A 16,964-nucleotide genomic window follows, 5' to 3' on the forward strand; every position below is an offset into this window, starting at 1 on the left:
ACGCCGGAACACAGCCGATTCCACACCGCGGGCATTAGCGTTGTCGCGTGGAGATCCTGCTGTACCTCGGCGGCATCGTGTTCATGCTCATCGGCCTCGGCCTGTCGATCGGCCTGCACGAGGTCGGCCACCTCGTGCCGGCCAAGCTCTTCGGCGTGCGCGTGGGGCAGTACATGATCGGCTTCGGGCCGCGGCTGTGGTCGAAGCGCATCGGCGAGACCGAGTACGGCGTCAAGATGCTGCCGCTGGGTGGATTCATTTCGATGTCGGGGATGTACCCGCCCTCGGCGCAGTCCGGTCCTGCGAAGGGAGTCTTCCGATCCCTGGTGCAGGACGCCAGGTCCGCGAACGACGAGACGATCGCCGAAGGCGCCGAGGACCGGGTCTTCTACCGGCTGCCGGTGTGGAAGCGCGTCGTCGTCATGCTCGGCGGACCCGTCATGAACCTCGTGCTCGGCATCCTGATCTTCACCGTGCTGGCGTCGGGAATCGGCATCCAGCAGGCGAGCACCACGGTGGCGGGCCTGAGCGAGTGCGTGCTGCCCGCCGGCACCGAGAAGACCCGGTGCGAGCCGGGTGACCCCGCGGCTCCCGCCGCGGCCGCGGGCATCGAACCCGGCGACGTGCTGCTCAGCCTCGGCGGTGAACCCGTGCGGAGCTTCGCGGAAGCCTCGGCGATCATCCAGGCGTCGCCGGATCGCGCGCTGGACGTGGTGGTGGACCGTGACGGGAGGACCGTCGATCTCACCCTGACGCCGGCACGCGCGCAGCGCGGTGAGGTGGATGCCGCCGGTCGGCCGGTCCTCGACGCCGGAGGCGCACAGGTGATGCGCACCGTGGGGTTCGCGGGCATCACCTCGCAGCTCGAGTACGTGCACCAGCCGATCGGCACCGGCACGGAACTGGCGATGCAGCAGACCGGCGCCGTCGCGGCGATGATCGTCACGCTGCCGCAGAAGCTCTGGGACATCGGCGTCTCGGTGGTCACCGGAGGGGAGCGCGATCCGAACGGACCGCTGAGCGTCGTCGGCGTCGGACGCATCGCCGGTGAGGTGGCAGCGACCGACGCCCCGGTGCTGAACCGCCTTGTCGTGCTGCTGAACCTGCTCGCGGCGCTGAACATCGCGCTGTTCGTGTTCAACATGATCCCGCTGCTGCCACTCGACGGCGGTCACATCGTCGTCGCGCTGTGGGAGGGCATCAAGCGCATCTGGTCGCGGCTGACCGGACGGGGCGCGCCGAAGCCCGTCGACGCGACACGGCTCGTGCCCCTGACCGTCGTGGTCGCGGTGGTGCTGATCGGCATGGGCGGGCTGCTGCTGGTGGCCGATCTCGTCAATCCGGTCGACCTGTTCGGCTGACGGCCGTCCAGTCGGCCGACCTGCCCGGCTGCCAGGCGTCAGCTGAGGGCGTGGGCGGCGAGGCGCTCGAGCGTGGTGATGCCGTCGCGGGAGAGGATCGATTCCAGGTGGCCCTGGATGGATGCGAAGCGCTCGCCGCGGAGGGCGTACACGTCGCCGGTGGAGGGATCGGCAGACACCTCGGCGCCGCCGACCCGGGTGGTGCCGGGGGAGACCCGCGCGGTGAAGGTGTTGTAGAACCCCACAGACGCGTCCTGACCGAACACGGGGATCGTCTTCTGCACGCCCTGATGAGGCGCGTCGAGCGGAGTCAGCGGGATGCCCAGCCGGTCGGCGAGGATCTGGTGGCTCAGGCACACCGCGAGCAGCGGCGTTCCGGCGTCGAGGCGGCGGGCGACCACCTGCTGCATCCGGGTGACACGCGGCGAGTCCGCGTCGCGCGGATCGCCCGGTCCCGGCCCCGACACCACCAGGTCGGCCGCGTCGATGTCGGCGTCCGCGACCTCATCCCACGGCGCGATCTCGACCTCCAGGCCGAGATGGCGCAGCTGGTGGGCCAGCATGGTCGTGAAGCGATCCTCCGCATCGACCACGAGAGCGCGGCGTCCGGCGAAGGCGTCGGAGTGCGCGGCATCCTGCGGCTGCATCCAGAAGTCCGCGAGACGCGTGTTGCGCGAGGCGAGCAGGGCGGCGACCTCGGGATCGTCCGCGAGGCGTGCCGGCGCGGGCGCATCGTCGTCGCGTGCCTCGGCCACGACGTCGCGCTCGATCGCGCCGATCGCGCCCAGCACTCCGGCGGCCTTGCCGTGCGTCTCGCCCACCTCGCCCGCCGGGTCGGAATGCCGCACGAGCGTCGCACCGACGGGCACCCGCAGATGTCCCTCGCTGATGTACGCCGTGCGGATCAGGATCGGCGCGTCGAGATCATGCCCGCCCTCGGCGTTCGGGGTGAACAGCGCCGCCACCCCGGAGTAGTAGCCGCGCGGCGAGTGCTCGTGACGGCGGATCACGGCACAGGCGTTCTGCATGGGGGAGCCCGTCACCGTGGGGGCGAACATCGTCTCGCGCAGGATGTCTCGCGGGTCGAGCCGGCTGCGCCCGCGCAGCATGTACTCGGTGTGCGTGAGCCTCGACATCTCCTTCAGATGCGGGCCGGTGATGCGCCCGCCGTCGGAGCACACCTGACTCATCATCTTCAGCTCCTCGTCGACCACCATGAAGAGCTCCTCGGTCTCCTTGGTCGAAGACAGGAACTCGCTCAGCGACGCCTTCGTGGCGCCGCCGGCGGGGTGACGGAACGTGCCCGAGATGGGGTTCATGGTCACCACGCCGCCGCGCGCGACGACGTGCGCCTCAGGGCTTGCGCCCACGGCGATCCGATCCGGCGTGATCACGGCGAACGTCCAGTAGGCGCCGCGTTCGTGCTCCAGCAGCGCGCGGAACCAGGTGAGCGCCGCGATGCGGTCGTCGGCTTCGAAGCTCGCGCGGTAATCGCGGCGGATCACGAAGTTCGCGCCCTCTCCCCGGCCGATCTCCTCGGCGATCACCCGCTCCACGATCTGCCCGTAGTCCTCGTCCGTGATGTCGAAGCCGCCGCCGCGCAGCGGGATCGGCTCCTCCGGCAGCGCCGCGACGAGCTCCGCGACGTCGAGCCGCTCGTGGCCGTCGACGAGCAGGCAGCGCAGCGGTGTGCCGTCGTCCTGGGCGTCGAAGCCGCGTTCGCGCACTTGGCAGTACGGCACCATCGCGAACACCTCTCGCGCGCCGTCGGGTCCTGCGAGCGGGATGTCGGCCAGTCGGTCGACGTCCGCCACCTCGCCGGTGAGCAGCTCGACACCGCCGTCGCGCGCGATCAGCACGAAGGACGCGGCGGGGTCCGCGGTGAGCTCCCGGATGCGGGCGGGCAGCGGTGCGGTCATCGGTGTCTCCTCGTTGGGGGATCCGGTGCGGAAACACGAAGACCGCCCCGGAAGGCGGTCTGGACTCGTGGTACGCGAATCACCGCCTAGAAGGCGGGCCACCAGGTGCGGGTCGCGGACATACCGCGAAAGTACCACATCGGGTGAGGCGCTCCGGCGTGCGTGACGTCACCGGATGCGGCCGCCGGGGCGGGCTGCTCGTGCTCACCCGATCAGCCTGCGCACATCCAGCCTGCGTCGATCCTGCGACGGTAGCCTTGAAGCGTGCCTGCTGTGAACCTTGGGATGCCGCGCGTCCCCGAAGTCCTCGCCCCTCGTCGCAAGTCCCGCCAGATCCGGGTCGGCAAGGTGCTCGTCGGCGGCGATGCGCCCGTCAGCGTGCAGTCCATGACGACCACGAAGACCACCGACATCAACGGCACATTGCAGCAGATCGCCGAGCTCACCGCGTCGGGATGCGAGATCGTACGGGTCGCCGTGCCGTCGCAGGATGACGCCGACGTGCTGCACATCATCGCGAAGAAGAGCCAGATCCCCGTCATCGCCGACATCCACTTCCAGCCGAAGTACGTCTTCCAGGCCATCGACGCCGGCTGCGCCGCCGTGCGCGTGAACCCGGGCAACATCCGCAAGTTCGACGACCAGGTCGGCGCGATCGCCAAGGCGGCGCAGGCCGCGGGCGTCTCGCTGCGCATCGGCGTGAACGCCGGGTCGCTGGACCGGCGGCTGCTCGAGAAGTACGGCAAGGCCACCCCGGAGGCGCTCGTGGAGAGCGCTGTATGGGAGGCATCGCTGTTCGAGGAGCACGATTTCCACGACTTCAAGATCTCGGTGAAGCACAACGACCCGGTCGTGATGGTCAAGGCCTACCGCCAGCTGGCCGAGCGCGGCGACTGGCCGCTGCACCTCGGCGTCACCGAAGCGGGGCCCGCGTTCCAGGGCACCATCAAGAGCGCGACGGCGTTCGGGATCCTGCTCGGAGAGGGGATCGGCGACACCATCCGCGTCTCGCTCTCGGCCCCTCCCGCGGAAGAGGTCAAGGTCGGTCACCAGATCCTGCAGTCGCTGAACCTGCGCGAGCGGAAGCTCGAGATCGTGTCGTGCCCGTCGTGCGGTCGCGCGCAGGTCGACGTCTACACGCTTGCTGACGACGTCACCGAGGGTCTCAAGGACATGACGGTCCCGCTGCGCGTCGCAGTGATGGGCTGCGTCGTGAACGGACCGGGCGAGGCTCGGGAGGCCGACCTGGGCGTCGCCTCCGGTAACGGCAAGGGGCAGATCTTCGTCAAGGGCGAGGTCATCAAGACCGTGCCCGAGGCCGACATCGTGCAGACGCTGATCGAGGAGGCGAACCGCATCGCCGCCGAGATGGGACCGGAGGCCCCGATCGGCACCGCTCAGGTGGTCACGAGCTGATGATGCAGCCGACCCGCGTCGCGTTCCCCGACGGCGCGCTGACCGGAGACGGCGAGGTGCTCCTCCTCGACGCGGAACAGTCGATCGTCGTCGTCGACGCGACGCCGTTCCATCCCGTCGACCACACCTGGCCGGATCAGCCGGGCGATTCCGGCCTCATCCGGGTCGCGGATGCCGCTGTGACCGTCTCGGAAGCGGTGATGGCCGCTGTCAGCGAGGACGGCGTGCTCGCGGTGGGCGCGGAGATCCCCGTCAAGCGGGGTGCTCCGGGGTGGACCTGGCTGGTCGGGCACCGCATGGAGGGCGAACTGCCCGAGCGGCTCGTCGCGGGAGCATCCGTCACCCTCGAGGTCGACGCCGAGCGCCGCCACGCGCTGAGTCGCGGTCACACGGCCTGTCACCTGGCTTCTCTGGCTCTGGATGCGGCGCTCGCCGACCTGTGGCGCAAGGAGATCGGCACCGATCCGCTGGGCAATCCCGACTTCGAAGGCAGGGCCAATCAGTCGAGCCGCATCGACGTTGACGTCAGCGTCGACGAGTACCGGCTGGGAAAGAGCCTGCGCAAGGCCGGCTTCGACTCCGAGGGCTTCGCCGGCTCGCTCGCGGCGCGGGAGTCACGCATCAACGAACTCTTGGCCGGGTGGGTGGCATCCGGCGGCGCCAGTCGCATCGACGTCGACGGCCCGAGCATCGTCGATCGCCGTCGCTGGCGCTGTGTGCTGCCCGAGGGCGACGTCGGATTCCTGTGCGGCGGCACCCACGTGCGCTCCCTGGCGGAGTTCGCGTCGATCACCGTCTCACTCGAGCTCAGCGACCCGCAGCTGCTGGTCATGACGACGACGGCGCTGGCCGCCGACTGAGCGCGCCTGCGCTCTTCGGACGTGCCCGGCGCGAGATCGTCGGGTGCGCCGTGCTTGACTGTGCGGATGCTGCTGAACACCCTGGAGTCCGGATCCGGAGAGCGAGTGGTGCTGCTGCTGCACGGCTTGATGGGTTCGGCCGAGAGCTGGTGGCGCATCGGATCTCTGCTCGCCGGTCGCGGTCACCGGGTGCTCGCACTCGACCTTCCCGGTCACGGACTCTCCGCCCGTGACGCGCAGGGCACCGTCGCCTCGGCGGCCGATGCGGTGATCGCGACGGTGGAAGGTCTCACTGGCGGCGCACCGCTGTCGGCGATGGGACACTCGTACGGCGGAACGGTGCTGGCGGCGGCCGCCGACCGGCTGCCCCTGGAGTGCACCGTGTACGTCGACACCGCGTGTCACTTCCCGGGCGGAGCCGACCGCGTGGCGCTCGCCGCCCGTTATGAGGCCGACCGCCGGCGGCGAACCGACCCCACCTGGCTGAGGACGAGCCGGCCGTTCTACTCGCAGACGGATGCCGAGGTCGAGGCGCGCGCCGCCGAGAGGTTCGACCCGGCGACGGCCGCCTCGATCTCGGCCGGCGCGGATGTGAGTCACGTCCCAGAGGCGGGATCCATTCTGATCCGCGCGCGGCCGAGCAGCTACGTCTCCGACGCCGAGGCGGGCCGGCTCTCCCTGCGCGGTGTGCAGGTCCGTGACGTGCCCGGTGCCGCGCACACCGTCTGGTACAGCCACTTCGATCGGTTCTGCGCGCTTCTTCCGGAGGTGTTCGCCGGGTGACCTGCGCTGCTCGTGGTTGAGCTCGGCAGGTCGGCATCATGTCCGGCGTCCCGCCGCGTCAGCGTGCCGAGTTCGGCGCCCAACCCGGCGGCGAGCACGTGCGTCCGCGTGAGCGGCGTCGATCACCGTCTCACTCGACCTCAGCGACCCGCAGCTGCTGGGGGTGACGACGTCGGCGGCGGCCGCCGACTGAGCGGTGACCCCTACCGCACGAAGCCGTCCTGCAGGCGGCCTCCCGCGCGGTGCAATTCGTCTTCCGCCCTGTCCGCGAAGCGCGCGTAGTCGCCGGCGAGCAGAGGAGCGGCCAGCGCATCCGTGCGTGTCCGGCTGAGCATCCGAAGCCGTCGGGGAAGCCACTTGCCGGTGGCAATCCATCGATGCTCGCACAGCAGCATGAGTTCGGAGACGCGCTCGAACAGCGCCCCGGCGATGACCGCCTGCTCCAGCGGATCGACGGCGTCGCGCAGATCGTCGATCAGGTCGGTGATCACGTAACGGCGAAGGGCGGACTCCTCGTCGGACAACACGGGTCCCGACGCCAGCACCGGCGCCCAGCGGTCCCTCAGCCGCGCCAGGCTGCCGTCATCGCGGACGACCACGCCGTCCATCAGCATCTCCAGGATGACGGGTCGTCGTCGCGCGACGTCGCGTTCCGCCCACTCCTGGAATCCGGCTTCGGTATAGGCGAACACCTCGAAGACCTCGCCGTCGAACGCCACCGTCGTGGCTTCGCTCGTTCGGTCTTCCCCGAAGAGCCCGTCACCGATGAGCAGCAGGTCGATGTCGCTCGTGCTCGTGCGCTCGCCGCGCGCCGTACTGCCGCCGATCAATGCGACCTGCGCATTCGCGTGATGCCGTGCGATGAATCGTTCGGTGACGGCGGTGAAGTGCACGCGATCAGGATATCGGCGACAGTCGCGCCTGATCACCTGGGCGATCAGGCGAGGGTCTTCACCATGCGGTAGTTGGTCATCCGCACCCCGCCGGTGACCGGATGCTGTTCTGTCTGCACCGTGAATCCGGCGTGCTCGAAGAATCCTCGCGCGGTGATGCTCACGTCGGCCCACAGTCGCGGGGCGCCGGCCTGCCGCGCCCTCGCCTCGACCTCGTGCATCAGGGCTCGACCCACCCCTCTGCCCCCGGCCGCAGGCGACACGAACATCATGTCGACGTGACCGTCGCCGCTGACATCCGAGAATCCGGCGACGGCACCCTGCACGAGCGCGACGAAACCGGAACGAGCACTCATGGAGCGATCCCAGTCGTCGAGGCGGCGCTGCTCCGGACGCGCCCATGCGGAGATCTGCTCGGGGGAGTAGTCGGCGGACGCGGTGATCGTGATCGCCTCGAGGAACACCCGCAGCGTCGCCGGCGCATCCGCGGCACGGTAATCGCGGATCGTGACCTCGGTCATCCCTCGGCACCCGGCCGCGTGAGCGTGCCGAGCATCGCACCCAGCCCGGCGGCGAGCACGTGCGCCTGCGTGAGCGGCATCCACCAGCAGGTCCACGACGACGGTGCGCCCCCGTCGGACGGCACTGCTTCGCCGGCGAACCAGATGTCGGTGACGTCGGCGTCGTCCGCCCGCATCTCGAAGAAGTGGCGCCGCGCGATCTCGTCCCGTGCCGGCCACAGGTCGTACTCGGCGACGCCGAGAGAGCGCACCACCACCCCGCCGAGCCCGGTCTCCTCGCGCAGCTCACGCAACGCCGCAGTTGCCGGATCCTCGCCCGGTTCGATCGTGCCGGCGGGCACCTGCACGCCGGTGACGGTCAGCGGCTCGTCGTCATGCGTGAAGACGAGCAGATGGTCGTCGGCCACCACGTAGCAGACGACCTTGTCGACGATCAGCGCCATGTGCTTATCGTACGAGCGGCGTCAGGCGCCGGCGAACACGACCTCGCCGGTCTCGACCTCCGCGGCATCCAGCCGCACGCGCACCGAGCTGCCCGGCGCCGCGTCCGCGGAGATCTTCGCGCGCGCGGTGACGGCCGGCTCCGCCAGCTGGATCGTCGCCTCGCCCTCGCCGTTCGCCGCGCGGATCACCGAGGCCTCGAAGACCTCGCCCACGTGCGGGGCGAGCAGCGCGGCCTCCACGAGGCCGATCGTGCGTGAGTTCAACTGGGATGCGCGCGACGACGAGCGCTGCATGAGCTCGGGCAGGTCGGCCAGACTGCGACGCGCCCAGTCGGGCACCTCCCTGGCCTCGGCCACGGCGAGGCACACGGTCAGGGACCAGCGGTCGACCAGCCTACGCAGCGGAGCGGTGGCGTGCGCATACGGCGCCCCGATCGCCGCCTGCTCCGTCTCGCCGGGGAGCTGCCCGTCGAAGGCCACGTAGCCGGCACCCCGGAAGAGCGCGCTCGCCGCCTCCAGAATCGGCAGGGTGAGCGGATCGGCTCGTTCCAGACTGCGCAGATACTCGCCGTACCGACCAATGGTCCAGGGGCGTCCCAAGGCTTCGGTCTGGCGCCGGAACGTCTCGAAGGCGTCCTCCCCGGGCTGCGGCATGGTGCGCAGCACGCCGACCTTGGCACTCAGCATCATCTCGGCGGCGGCCATGCCGGTCATCAGCGACAGCTGCGCGTTCCAGTCCTCGATGGGCAGCGGGTGCCGTCGCTCGATCCCGTAGCGGCCGTCATCGTGGCGGACGACCTCGGTGTCGGGCAGGTTCAGGCTCGCGCCCCCGCGCTCGGCTTCTCGTTCGAGCCGCAGGCGCCCGATCTCCGGCAGCAGGCTCACGGGGGAGTCCTCGCCGCGGTCGAGCGCCGCCTGTGCGCCGACGTAGTCCAACTGCGCCCGTGAGCGGATGAGCGCGCGCTGCAGGCTGACATCGGTGACGGCGCCTTCGGCATCCAGCGCGAAGCTCCAGACCAGCGCAGGACGGTCTTCATCGGGCAGCAGCGATGCGCTTCCCTCGCTGAGCGCGGGCGGATGCAGCGGGATCGAGCCGTCCGCCGCGTAGAGGGTCTGCCCGCGCTCGCGAGCCGCCGCATCCAGCGCGCCGCCGGGACGAACGAACCCAGGCACGTCGGCGATGGCGTACCGCACGCGATAGCCGCGCCCGTCGCGCTCGAGATGGAACGCCTGATCGAGGTCGCGCGAGCCGGCCGGGTCGAGCGTGGCGAAGGGAAGGTCGCGCAGATCCACGCCGGGTGCGGGGGCCGAAGCCCGCTCCGCCTCGGCGAGCGCCTCGGCGGCGAACGGCGTCTCGTACTCCGCGCGAAGGGCGCCGAGGGCGGTGGCGAGCCCGCTCTGCGCGGCGGACGGAGCGACGTGCGATCGGCGCTGAGGCATGTCCCCACCCTATGCCGGGGTTTCATGACGATCCCGCGACGAGGCTGCCCGCCGACGGGGCCCTCGGCGTGCGCACTCGTGCCTGATCGCGATGCCGCGCGGGGGCGGTTCGATGCGGTCACTAGAATCGTCCCGTGGTCACACGTCTTTCGAACTTCTTCCTCCGCACGCTCCGCGAAGACCCGGCTGACGCCGAGGTCACCAGCCACAGACTTCTGGTCCGCGCCGGCTACATCCGTCGCGCTGCACCGGGTATCTTCACGTGGCTGCCGCTGGGCCTGCGGGTGAAGGCGAAGCTCGAACGGATCATCCGCGAGGAGATGGCCGCGGCGGGCGCCTTCGAGGTGCATTTCCCCGCGTTGCTGCCCCGTGACCCCTATGAGCAGTCCGGTCGCTGGGAGTCCTACGGCGAGGGCATCTTCCGGCTGCAGGATCGGAAGGGCGCTGATTACCTGCTCGCGCCGACTCACGAAGAGATGTTCACGCTGCTGGTGAAGGATCTGTACTCCTCGTACAAGGACCTGCCGCTGACGATCTACCAGATCCAGGACAAGTATCGCGATGAGGCGCGTCCCCGGGCCGGCCTGCTGCGCGGTCGCGAGTTCACCATGAAGGACGCCTACTCCTTCGATTCCTCCGACGCGGGCCTGGAAGCGAGTTACCAGGCGCAGCGCGACGCCTACGAGCGCATCTTCCAGCGGCTCGGCCTCGAGTACGTCATCGTCGCCGCCGACAACGGTCTGATGGGGGGCGCACGCAGCGAGGAGTTCCTGCATCCGACCCCGGTCGGCGAGGACACGTTCGTCCGCACCGCGGGCGGATACGCAGCGAACGTCGAGGCGTACACGACCACTGCTCCGGAGCCGACGGGCTGGGACGATGCTCCGCAGGCCACGATCTTCGACTCGCCCGACACCCCCACGATCGAGACGCTCGTCGCCCACGTCAACGCCCACCTGGAGGGCGAGTTCACCGCCGCCGACACGCTGAAGAACGTCGTGCTCGCCCTCACCCACCTCGACGGCTCCCGCGAGCTCGTGGTGGTGGGGCTGCCCGGCGACCGCGAGGTCGACGAGAAGCGCGCCGAGGTCGCCTTCGCCCCCGCAGCCGTGGAGCCCGCCAACGACACCGACTTCGAGAACAACCCGCTGCTGGTGCGCGGCTACATCGGGCCCTGGTCACCCACCGGCGCGGTGCTGGGCGAGGAGTCGGCCACCGGCATCCGCTACCTCACCGACCCGCGCGTCGCCGACGGCACCCGCTGGATCACGGGCGCCAACCTCGATCAGAAGCACGCGCACTCCGTCGTCGCCGGCCGCGACTTCATCGCCGACGGCATTGTCGAGATCGCGAACGTGCGCGACGGCGATCCCGCCCCCGACGGCTCCGGCCCCGTCTCGCTCGCACGCGGCATGGAGATCGGCCATGTCTTCCAGCTCGGGCGGTTCTTCGCCGAGACCCTGGGGCTGAAGGTGCTCGATGAGAACGGCAAGCTGACCACGGTCACGATGGGCTCTTACGGCATCGGCGTGACGCGCATCCTCGCGATCATCGCCGAGCTGAACAACGACGACAGGGGCCTCATCTGGCCGGCATCGGTCTCGCCGTTCGACGTCCACGTGGTCGCCACGGGCAAGGACCAGCTCGCGTTCGAGATGGCCGAGCGCGTCTCGGCGCAGCTCGAGGAGTCCGGCTTCGATGTGCTCTACGACGACCGCCCGAAGGTGTCGCCGGGGGTGAAGTTCGGCGACGCCGAGCTGGTCGGCGTGCCGCGGGTGCTCGTCGTCGGCCGCGGCGCGGCCGACGGTCAGGTCGAGCTGTGGAACCGACGCAGTGGAGAGCGCGAGACGCTGGCCGTCGATGAGGCGGTGCGTCTTCTGACCGCAGGGCGCTGACCCGCGGCGATCCGCGTCCGTTCCGGTGGGCTGTGCCAGGGTGGGAGGCATGACGGATGCTGCGCTGAACGACGACCTGAGGCGTCGGATGACCGAGCTCCTCGACGAGGCGGGCATCCGCACCGAGCGAGGCCTCGTCACCCGGATGATCCAGACCGCCCTCCGGCTCGGGCTGGAGCACACCGACCGGCTCGATCTGAAGATCGCGTCGTCGGCGCTGAGTGAGATGCACGGGGCGTTCCGGCTGTTCCGTCCCTTCCATCACGTGCCGAAGGTCACGGTGTTCGGCTCCGCCCGCACGCTGCAGGACGATCCGCTGTACGTGCAGGCGCGGGATGTCGCCGCGGAGCTGGCCGCGGACGGCTGGATGGTCGTCACCGGCGCCGGCCCCGGGATCATGCAGGCGGCGGCGGAGGGCGCGGGCTCGAAGATGTCGCTGGGAGTGTCGATCCGGCTGCCCTTCGAGGAGAAGGCCAACACGATCATCGAGCAGGACGCCCAGGTCGTGTCGATGAAGTACTTCTTCACGCGCAAGCTCATGCTCATGAAGGAGTCCCGCGGATTCATCTGCCTTCCCGGCGGCTTCGGCACGATGGACGAGATGTTCGAGCTGCTCACGCTGCAGCAGACCGGCAAGGCGGAGCCGGTGCCGATCGTGCTGCTCGATGCGAAGGGCGGATCGTTCTGGGGCGGCCTCAAGGCCTTCGTCGACGAGCACCTGGTGCCCGCCGGCGTCATCTCCCCGGACGATCTGGACCGCGTGCTCATCACCGACTCGGTCGATGAGGCGGTGAGCGACATCACCGGGTTCTGGCGCAACTACGACTCGCTGCGCTGGGTCGGCGACCGGCTGGTGCTGCGCCTGCTGCACGAGCCGACGGATGCCGAGGTCGAGGAACTCAACGAGCGCTTCGGCCACCTGTGCGCGGACGGCCGGATCACGCGTTCGGAGGCGCTCGAGGTCGAGCGCCTCGACGGCGATGCGGTCGAGCTTCCCCGGCTCGTGATGCATCTCGAGCAGCGCGCGGTGGGTTCGCTGCACCGACTGATCCGCGCCATCAGCGCGCTGCCGTCCGCCGGCTGAGCATCGGGACCGGGCTGATGTCCGTTCCGACACCGCCGCTCGGCGCCCCGTCGACTGGGCCGAACCCCGAGGGGTCGGCTATCCTGTACGGATGCCCGCGGAGAGCCTGATCGCGGGGAGAGCTGAATAGAGGAGACCGCTGATGGACATCGAACTCGGACTGCTGCGCGGAATCGAGAAGGAGAAGGCCATCCCCTTCGACGAACTCGTGTCGATCATCGAGCAGGCCATCCTGACCGCCTATGGCAAGCACGTCTCGGCCGACGGCGCAGTGCCCGAGGGCGTCCGGGTGGAACTCGACCGCAAGAGCGGTCACGTCGCGGTGCTGCAGCCCGTGCGCGACGACGAAGGAGCGGTCATCGGCGAGGAGGAGGCGACACCCGCCGATTTCGGACGCATCGCGGCGTACGCCGCCAAGCAGGTCATCGGTCAGCGCCTGCGTGACATCGCCGACGACGCCGTGCTCGGAGAGTTCCGCGGCAAGGAGGGCGACATCGTCGCCGGCGTCATCCAGCAGGGCCCCAACCCGCGGATGATCCATGTCGACCTCGGCAGCGTCGAGGCGATCCTTCCGCCCGAGGAGCAGGTCCCCGGCGAGGAGTACTCGCACGGATCGCGCCTGCGCGTCTACGTCACCAGCGTCGCCAAGGGCGCCAAGGGTCCCTCGATCACGGTCTCGCGAACCCATCCGGGGCTGGTGCGCAAGCTCTTCGCCCTCGAGGTGCCCGAGATCGCCGCCGGCCTGGTCGAGATCGTCTCGCTCGCGCGCGAGGCCGGACACCGCACGAAGATCGCGGTGCGCGCCACCGACGCCTCCGTGAACGCGAAGGGCGCCTGCATCGGCGAGATGGGTCGACGGGTGCGTGCCGTCACGGAGGAGCTGGCAGGGGAGAAGATCGACATCGTCGACCATCACGCCGACCTCGCCACCTTCGTCGCCCACGCACTGTCGCCCGCCAAGGTCACTTCCGCGTTCGTGCTGGATGCCGGCACCAAGGCGGTGCGCGCCCTGGTGCCCGATTACCAGCTGTCGCTCGCGATCGGCAAGGAGGGCCAGAACGCCCGTCTCGCCGCCAAGCTGACCGGGGCGAAGATCGACATCCAGCCCGACAGCGTGATGGATTGATCCGGTTCGCCGGGCGCGCGAGACGTGCGCCGGGCTCGGATCCCCACGGCGAGGTGTAAGATGGAACCTGTACGAACGTGTGTCGGATGCCGCGGTCGTGCCTCTCGATCCGCCCTGATCAGGGTGGTCCACTGCGATGGTGAGCTCGTCTTCGACGAGCGAGCGGTCCTGCCGGGGAGGGGCGCGTGGCTGCATCCGGCATCCGAATGTCTGGATGCCGCAGTGCGGCGCCGGGCTTTCGCACGAGCACTCCGCGTATCTCCCGCGATCGGGTTTCCCGAGGCGGAGGACGCGCAGACCATCGAGAAACGGCTGAGCGGCTATGGAAACAAAGTGAACGGCTCGAAATGAGACCCGTCCGCGACTAGTGGTCTGCCCTGCCTGGGCGGACCGACCCAGACAGGAGAATTGTGGCTGCCAAACCACGTGTGCACGAGATCGCCGCTGAACTCGGCGTCGACAGCAAGTTCGCACTCGCGAAGCTCAAGGAGCTCGGCGAGTTCGTGAAGAGTCCCTCTTCCACCATCGAGCCCCCCGTGGCGCGCAAGCTGCGCGCTGCGATCGAGGCCGACCCCACCGCGAAGCCCGCGACCAAGGCAGACGAGAAGCCCGCGGCGAAGGCCGCCCCGAAGTCCGGTGCACCCACGCCCGGACCCAAGCCCGGCCCGGCCAAGCCTGCCGCGCCTGAGGCGCCCGCCGCCGAGGCCAAGGCCCCCGCGGCTGCCGAGCCGAAGGTCGACCCGCAGAGCGCAGCAGAGCCCTCCGGCGCCCCGGCGCCCGGCCCGGCCAAGCCCGCAGGGCCCAAGCCCGGTGGCTCGGCTCCCAAGCCCGGCGCACCGCGTCCCGGCAACAACCCGTTCTCCTCTTCGCAGGGCATGGGTTCGCGCCCGGCGGGCCCCCGCCCCGGCAACAACCCCTTCGCCTCGGCACAGGGCATGGGCCAGCGCCCGACCCCCGGGAACATCCCCCGTCCGCAGGCCCCGCGTCCTGGTTCGCCCCGGATCGGCGCACCGCGCCCCGGTCGTCCCGGTGCCGGCGGCGGTGCACGCGGCGGTCAGGGCGGTCGTCCTGGTGCTCCGTTCCAGCAGCGCTCCGGCGGTCCCGGTCGTCCCGGCGGTCCCGGTGCCGGTGCGGGTGGCGGCGGCTTCCAGCGTCCCGGCGGCGGCTTCGCCGGCCGTCCGGGCGGAGGTGGCGGCCGCGGCCGCGGCCCCGGCGGCGGCACGGCCGGCGCGTTCGGTAAGGGCGGCGGCAAGAGCAAGCAGCGCAAGTCGCGTCGGGCGAAGCGCCAGGAATTCGAGATGCGGTCGGCGCCGATCGTCGGCGGCGTCAACGTCCAGAAGGGCAACGGCGAGACGATCCGCCTGCGGCGCGGCGCGTCGATCGCGGACTTCGCCGACAAGCTCGAGGCGCTGAACGGGTACACCGTCCAGCCCGGCACCCTGGTCACGATCCTCTTCAACCTCGGCGAGATGGCCACGGCCACCGAGTCGCTGGACGAGGCGACCTTCGAGGTGCTCGGTGCCGAGCTGGGCTACAAGATCCAGATGGTCTCGCCCGAGGACGAGGACAAGGAGCTCCTCGAGGGCTTCGGTCTCAACCTCGAGCAGGAGCTCGAGGCGGAGAGCGATGAGGATCTCGAGATCCGTCCTCCGGTGGTCACCGTCATGGGTCACGTCGACCACGGTAAGACCCGCCTGCTCGACGCGATCCGGCAGTCCAACGTCATCGAGGGCGAGGCCGGCGGCATCACCCAGCACATCGGTGCGTACCAGATCTGGACCGAGCACGACGGCATCGAGCGCGCCGTCACCTTCATCGACACCCCGGGTCACGAGGCGTTCACCGCCATGCGCGCCCGTGGTGCGCAGGTGACCGACATCGCGATCCTCGTGGTCGCCGCCGACGACGGCATCATGCCGCAGACGGTGGAGGCGCTGAACCACGCCCAGGCGGCGGATGTGCCGATCGTGGTGGCGGTCAACAAGGTCGACAAGCCCGAGGCGAACCCCGCCAAGGTGCGTCAGCAGCTCACCGAGTACGGTCTGGTCGCCGAGGAGTACGGCGGCGACGTCATGTTCGTCGACGTCTCGGCGCGCAACAACACCGGTATCCAGGAGCTCGTCGACGCGGTGCTGCTGACGGCCGACGCGGGTCTCGACCTCACGGCGAACCCGAACAAGGCCGCCCGCGGTGTCGCGATCGAGGCGAAGCTCGACAAGGGCCGCGGTTCCGTCGCCACGGTGCTGATCCAGTCCGGAACGCTCCGTGTCGGAGACGCCATCGTCGCCGGCACCGCCTACGGCCGCGTGCGTGCGATGCTCGATGAGAACGGCGAGTCCGTCAGCGAGGCCGCGCCTTCGCGTCCGGTGCAGGTGCAGGGTCTGAACTCCGTGCCCCGCGCCGGCGATGTCTTCATCGTCACGGACGAGGACCGCATGGCCCGTCAGATCGCCGAGAAGCGCGAGGCCGTCGAGCGCAACGCGCAGCTGGCCAAGGCTCGCAAGCGCATCTCGCTCGAGGACTTCACCCGTGCTCTCGAAGAGGGCAAGGTCGAGACGCTCAACCTCATCATCAAGGGTGACGTGTCGGGTGCCGTCGAGGCGCTGGAGGAGTCGCTGCTCAAGATCGAGGTCGACGAGTCGGTTCAGCTTCGGATCATCCACCGCGGCGTCGGCGCGATCACCGAGTCGGATGTCAACCTCGCGACGATCGACAACGCCATCATCGTGGGCTTCAACGTCCGCCCCGACACCAAGGCCCGTGAGGCCTCGGCTCGTGAGGGCGTGGACGTGCGGTTCTACTCGGTGATCTACTCGGCCATCGACGAGATCGAGAACTCGCTGAAGGGCATGCTCAAGCCCGAGTTCGAAGAGGTCCAGTCGGGTGTCGCAGAGATCCGCGAGGTGTTCCGGTCGTCGAAGGTCGGCAACATCGCCGGTGTCATCGTCCGCTCGGGAACGATCACGCGCAACGCCAAGGCGCGGGTCATCCGCGACGGCGTGGTCATCGCCGACGGCCTGGCCATCGAGTCGCTGCGCCGCTTCAAGGACGACGTCACCGAGGTCCGCACGGACTTCGAGGCGGGTATCGGCCTGGGCAAGTACAACGACATCCAGATCGGCGACGAGATCGAGACCACCGAGCTCGTCGAGAAGCCTCGCGGCTGAGCTGACCGATCATGAGGGGCGCCCGCGGGCGCCCCTCATTCGTCACGGAGGAAAGA

14 protein-coding genes are annotated in these 16,964 nt (G+C 69.8%); 9 read left to right on the top strand and 5 right to left on the bottom strand.

Features of this window, described 5'->3' with window-relative positions:
- The first annotated feature begins 47 nt into the window (after positions 1-47).
- On the top strand, positions 48-1,361 hold the full coding sequence (locus ACFWH5_RS07755; protein ID WP_378833674.1) for a M50 family metallopeptidase: 1,314 nt from the start codon (positions 48-50) through the stop codon (positions 1,359-1,361).
- Positions 1,362-1,399: 38 nt separating this feature from the next.
- On the opposite strand, the gene ACFWH5_RS07760 is transcribed toward ACFWH5_RS07755, so the two are convergent.
- Positions 1,400-3,280, bottom strand: a complete 1,881-nt coding sequence (locus tag ACFWH5_RS07760; RefSeq protein ID WP_378833675.1) for a chorismate-binding protein — start codon at positions 3,278-3,280, stop codon at positions 1,400-1,402.
- A 264-nt stretch (positions 3,281-3,544) separates the two neighbouring features.
- On the opposite strand from ACFWH5_RS07760, the gene ispG reads away from it, so the two are divergent.
- The 3 genes from ispG (at position 3,545) to ACFWH5_RS07775 (ending at position 6,339) form a co-directional block, all read left to right on the top strand.
- Positions 3,545-4,696, top strand: a complete 1,152-nt coding sequence (gene ispG, locus ACFWH5_RS07765) for a flavodoxin-dependent (E)-4-hydroxy-3-methylbut-2-enyl-diphosphate synthase (RefSeq protein WP_378833677.1) — start codon at positions 3,545-3,547, stop codon at positions 4,694-4,696.
- Positions 4,696-5,556, top strand: a complete 861-nt coding sequence (locus tag ACFWH5_RS07770; protein ID WP_378833679.1) for a hypothetical protein — start codon at positions 4,696-4,698, stop codon at positions 5,554-5,556. Before ispG ends, ACFWH5_RS07770 begins: the two co-directional genes overlap by 1 nt.
- 66 nt (positions 5,557-5,622) lie before the next feature.
- Positions 5,623-6,339, top strand: a complete 717-nt coding sequence (locus ACFWH5_RS07775; RefSeq protein WP_378833680.1) for an alpha/beta fold hydrolase — start codon at positions 5,623-5,625, stop codon at positions 6,337-6,339.
- A 203-nt stretch (positions 6,340-6,542) separates the two neighbouring features.
- Here the strand turns inward: ACFWH5_RS07775 and ACFWH5_RS07780 are convergent, their stop codons facing one another.
- The 4 genes from ACFWH5_RS07780 to ACFWH5_RS07795 are packed head-to-tail and all read right to left on the bottom strand — an operon-like array spanning position 6,543 to position 9,636.
- Entirely contained in the window at positions 6,543-7,232 is a 690-nt protein-coding gene (locus tag ACFWH5_RS07780) for a nucleotidyltransferase domain-containing protein (protein WP_378833683.1), read from the bottom strand.
- A gap of 44 nt (positions 7,233-7,276) precedes the next feature.
- The gene (locus ACFWH5_RS07785) at positions 7,277-7,753 is read right to left on the bottom strand and encodes a GNAT family N-acetyltransferase (RefSeq protein ID WP_378833684.1); all 477 of its coding nucleotides are present in this window, start codon (positions 7,751-7,753) and stop codon (positions 7,277-7,279) included.
- The gene (locus ACFWH5_RS07790) at positions 7,750-8,196 is read right to left on the bottom strand and encodes an NUDIX domain-containing protein (protein WP_378833686.1); all 447 of its coding nucleotides are present in this window, start codon (positions 8,194-8,196) and stop codon (positions 7,750-7,752) included. The genes ACFWH5_RS07785 and ACFWH5_RS07790 overlap by 4 nt, the downstream gene beginning before the upstream one ends.
- 21 nt (positions 8,197-8,217) lie before the next feature.
- Entirely contained in the window at positions 8,218-9,636 is a 1,419-nt protein-coding gene (locus tag ACFWH5_RS07795; protein ID WP_378833688.1) for an RNB domain-containing ribonuclease, read from the bottom strand.
- 134 nt (positions 9,637-9,770) lie between these two features.
- On the opposite strand from ACFWH5_RS07795, the gene ACFWH5_RS07800 reads away from it, so the two are divergent.
- From ACFWH5_RS07800 to infB, 5 genes are all read left to right on the top strand, one after another.
- Positions 9,771-11,531 (top strand): proline--tRNA ligase, encoded by a 1,761-nt coding sequence (locus ACFWH5_RS07800; protein ID WP_378833690.1) that lies wholly within the window; start codon positions 9,771-9,773, stop codon positions 11,529-11,531.
- Positions 11,532-11,580: 49 nt separating this feature from the next.
- On the top strand, positions 11,581-12,615 hold the full coding sequence (locus ACFWH5_RS07805) for a TIGR00730 family Rossman fold protein (RefSeq protein ID WP_378833692.1): 1,035 nt from the start codon (positions 11,581-11,583) through the stop codon (positions 12,613-12,615).
- Between the two features lie 142 nt (positions 12,616-12,757).
- Entirely contained in the window at positions 12,758-13,741 is a 984-nt protein-coding gene (nusA, locus tag ACFWH5_RS07810; RefSeq protein WP_378833694.1) for a transcription termination factor NusA, read from the top strand.
- A gap of 60 nt (positions 13,742-13,801) precedes the next feature.
- Positions 13,802-14,092: a YlxR family protein gene (locus tag ACFWH5_RS07815; protein ID WP_378833696.1), complete on the top strand. Its 291-nt coding sequence runs from the start codon at positions 13,802-13,804 to the stop codon at positions 14,090-14,092.
- Between the two features lie 59 nt (positions 14,093-14,151).
- Positions 14,152-16,908, top strand: coding sequence for a translation initiation factor IF-2 (gene infB, locus ACFWH5_RS07820; protein WP_378833698.1), 2,757 nt, complete (start codon positions 14,152-14,154; stop codon positions 16,906-16,908).
- Positions 16,909-16,964: the final 56 nt, after the last annotated feature.

It is taken from the genome of Microbacterium sp. NPDC058345, from assembly GCF_042723855.1.
Classification (GTDB): domain Bacteria; phylum Actinomycetota; class Actinomycetes; order Actinomycetales; family Microbacteriaceae; genus Microbacterium.

Bases quoted from the DNA above. Each gene is read 5' to 3' on its own strand.
- ACFWH5_RS07760 (WP_378833675.1), bottom strand. From the start codon at position 3,280: ATGACCGCACCGCTGCCCGCCCGCATCCGGGAGCTCACCGCGGACCCC.
- ACFWH5_RS07805 (WP_378833692.1), top strand. From the start codon at position 11,581: ATGACGGATGCTGCGCTGAACGACGACCTGAGGCGTCGGATGACCGAG.
- nusA (WP_378833694.1), top strand. From the start codon at position 12,758: ATGGACATCGAACTCGGACTGCTGCGCGGAATCGAGAAGGAGAAGGCC.
- ACFWH5_RS07815 (WP_378833696.1), top strand. From the start codon at position 13,802: ATGGAACCTGTACGAACGTGTGTCGGATGCCGCGGTCGTGCCTCTCGA.
- ACFWH5_RS07785 (WP_378833684.1), bottom strand. From the start codon at position 7,753: ATGACCGAGGTCACGATCCGCGATTACCGTGCCGCGGATGCGCCGGCG.
- ACFWH5_RS07790 (WP_378833686.1), bottom strand. From the start codon at position 8,196: ATGGCGCTGATCGTCGACAAGGTCGTCTGCTACGTGGTGGCCGACGAC.
- ACFWH5_RS07795 (WP_378833688.1), bottom strand. From the start codon at position 9,636: ATGCCTCAGCGCCGATCGCACGTCGCTCCGTCCGCCGCGCAGAGCGGG.
- ACFWH5_RS07775 (WP_378833680.1), top strand. From the start codon at position 5,623: ATGCTGCTGAACACCCTGGAGTCCGGATCCGGAGAGCGAGTGGTGCTG.
- ACFWH5_RS07770 (WP_378833679.1), top strand. From the start codon at position 4,696: ATGATGCAGCCGACCCGCGTCGCGTTCCCCGACGGCGCGCTGACCGGA.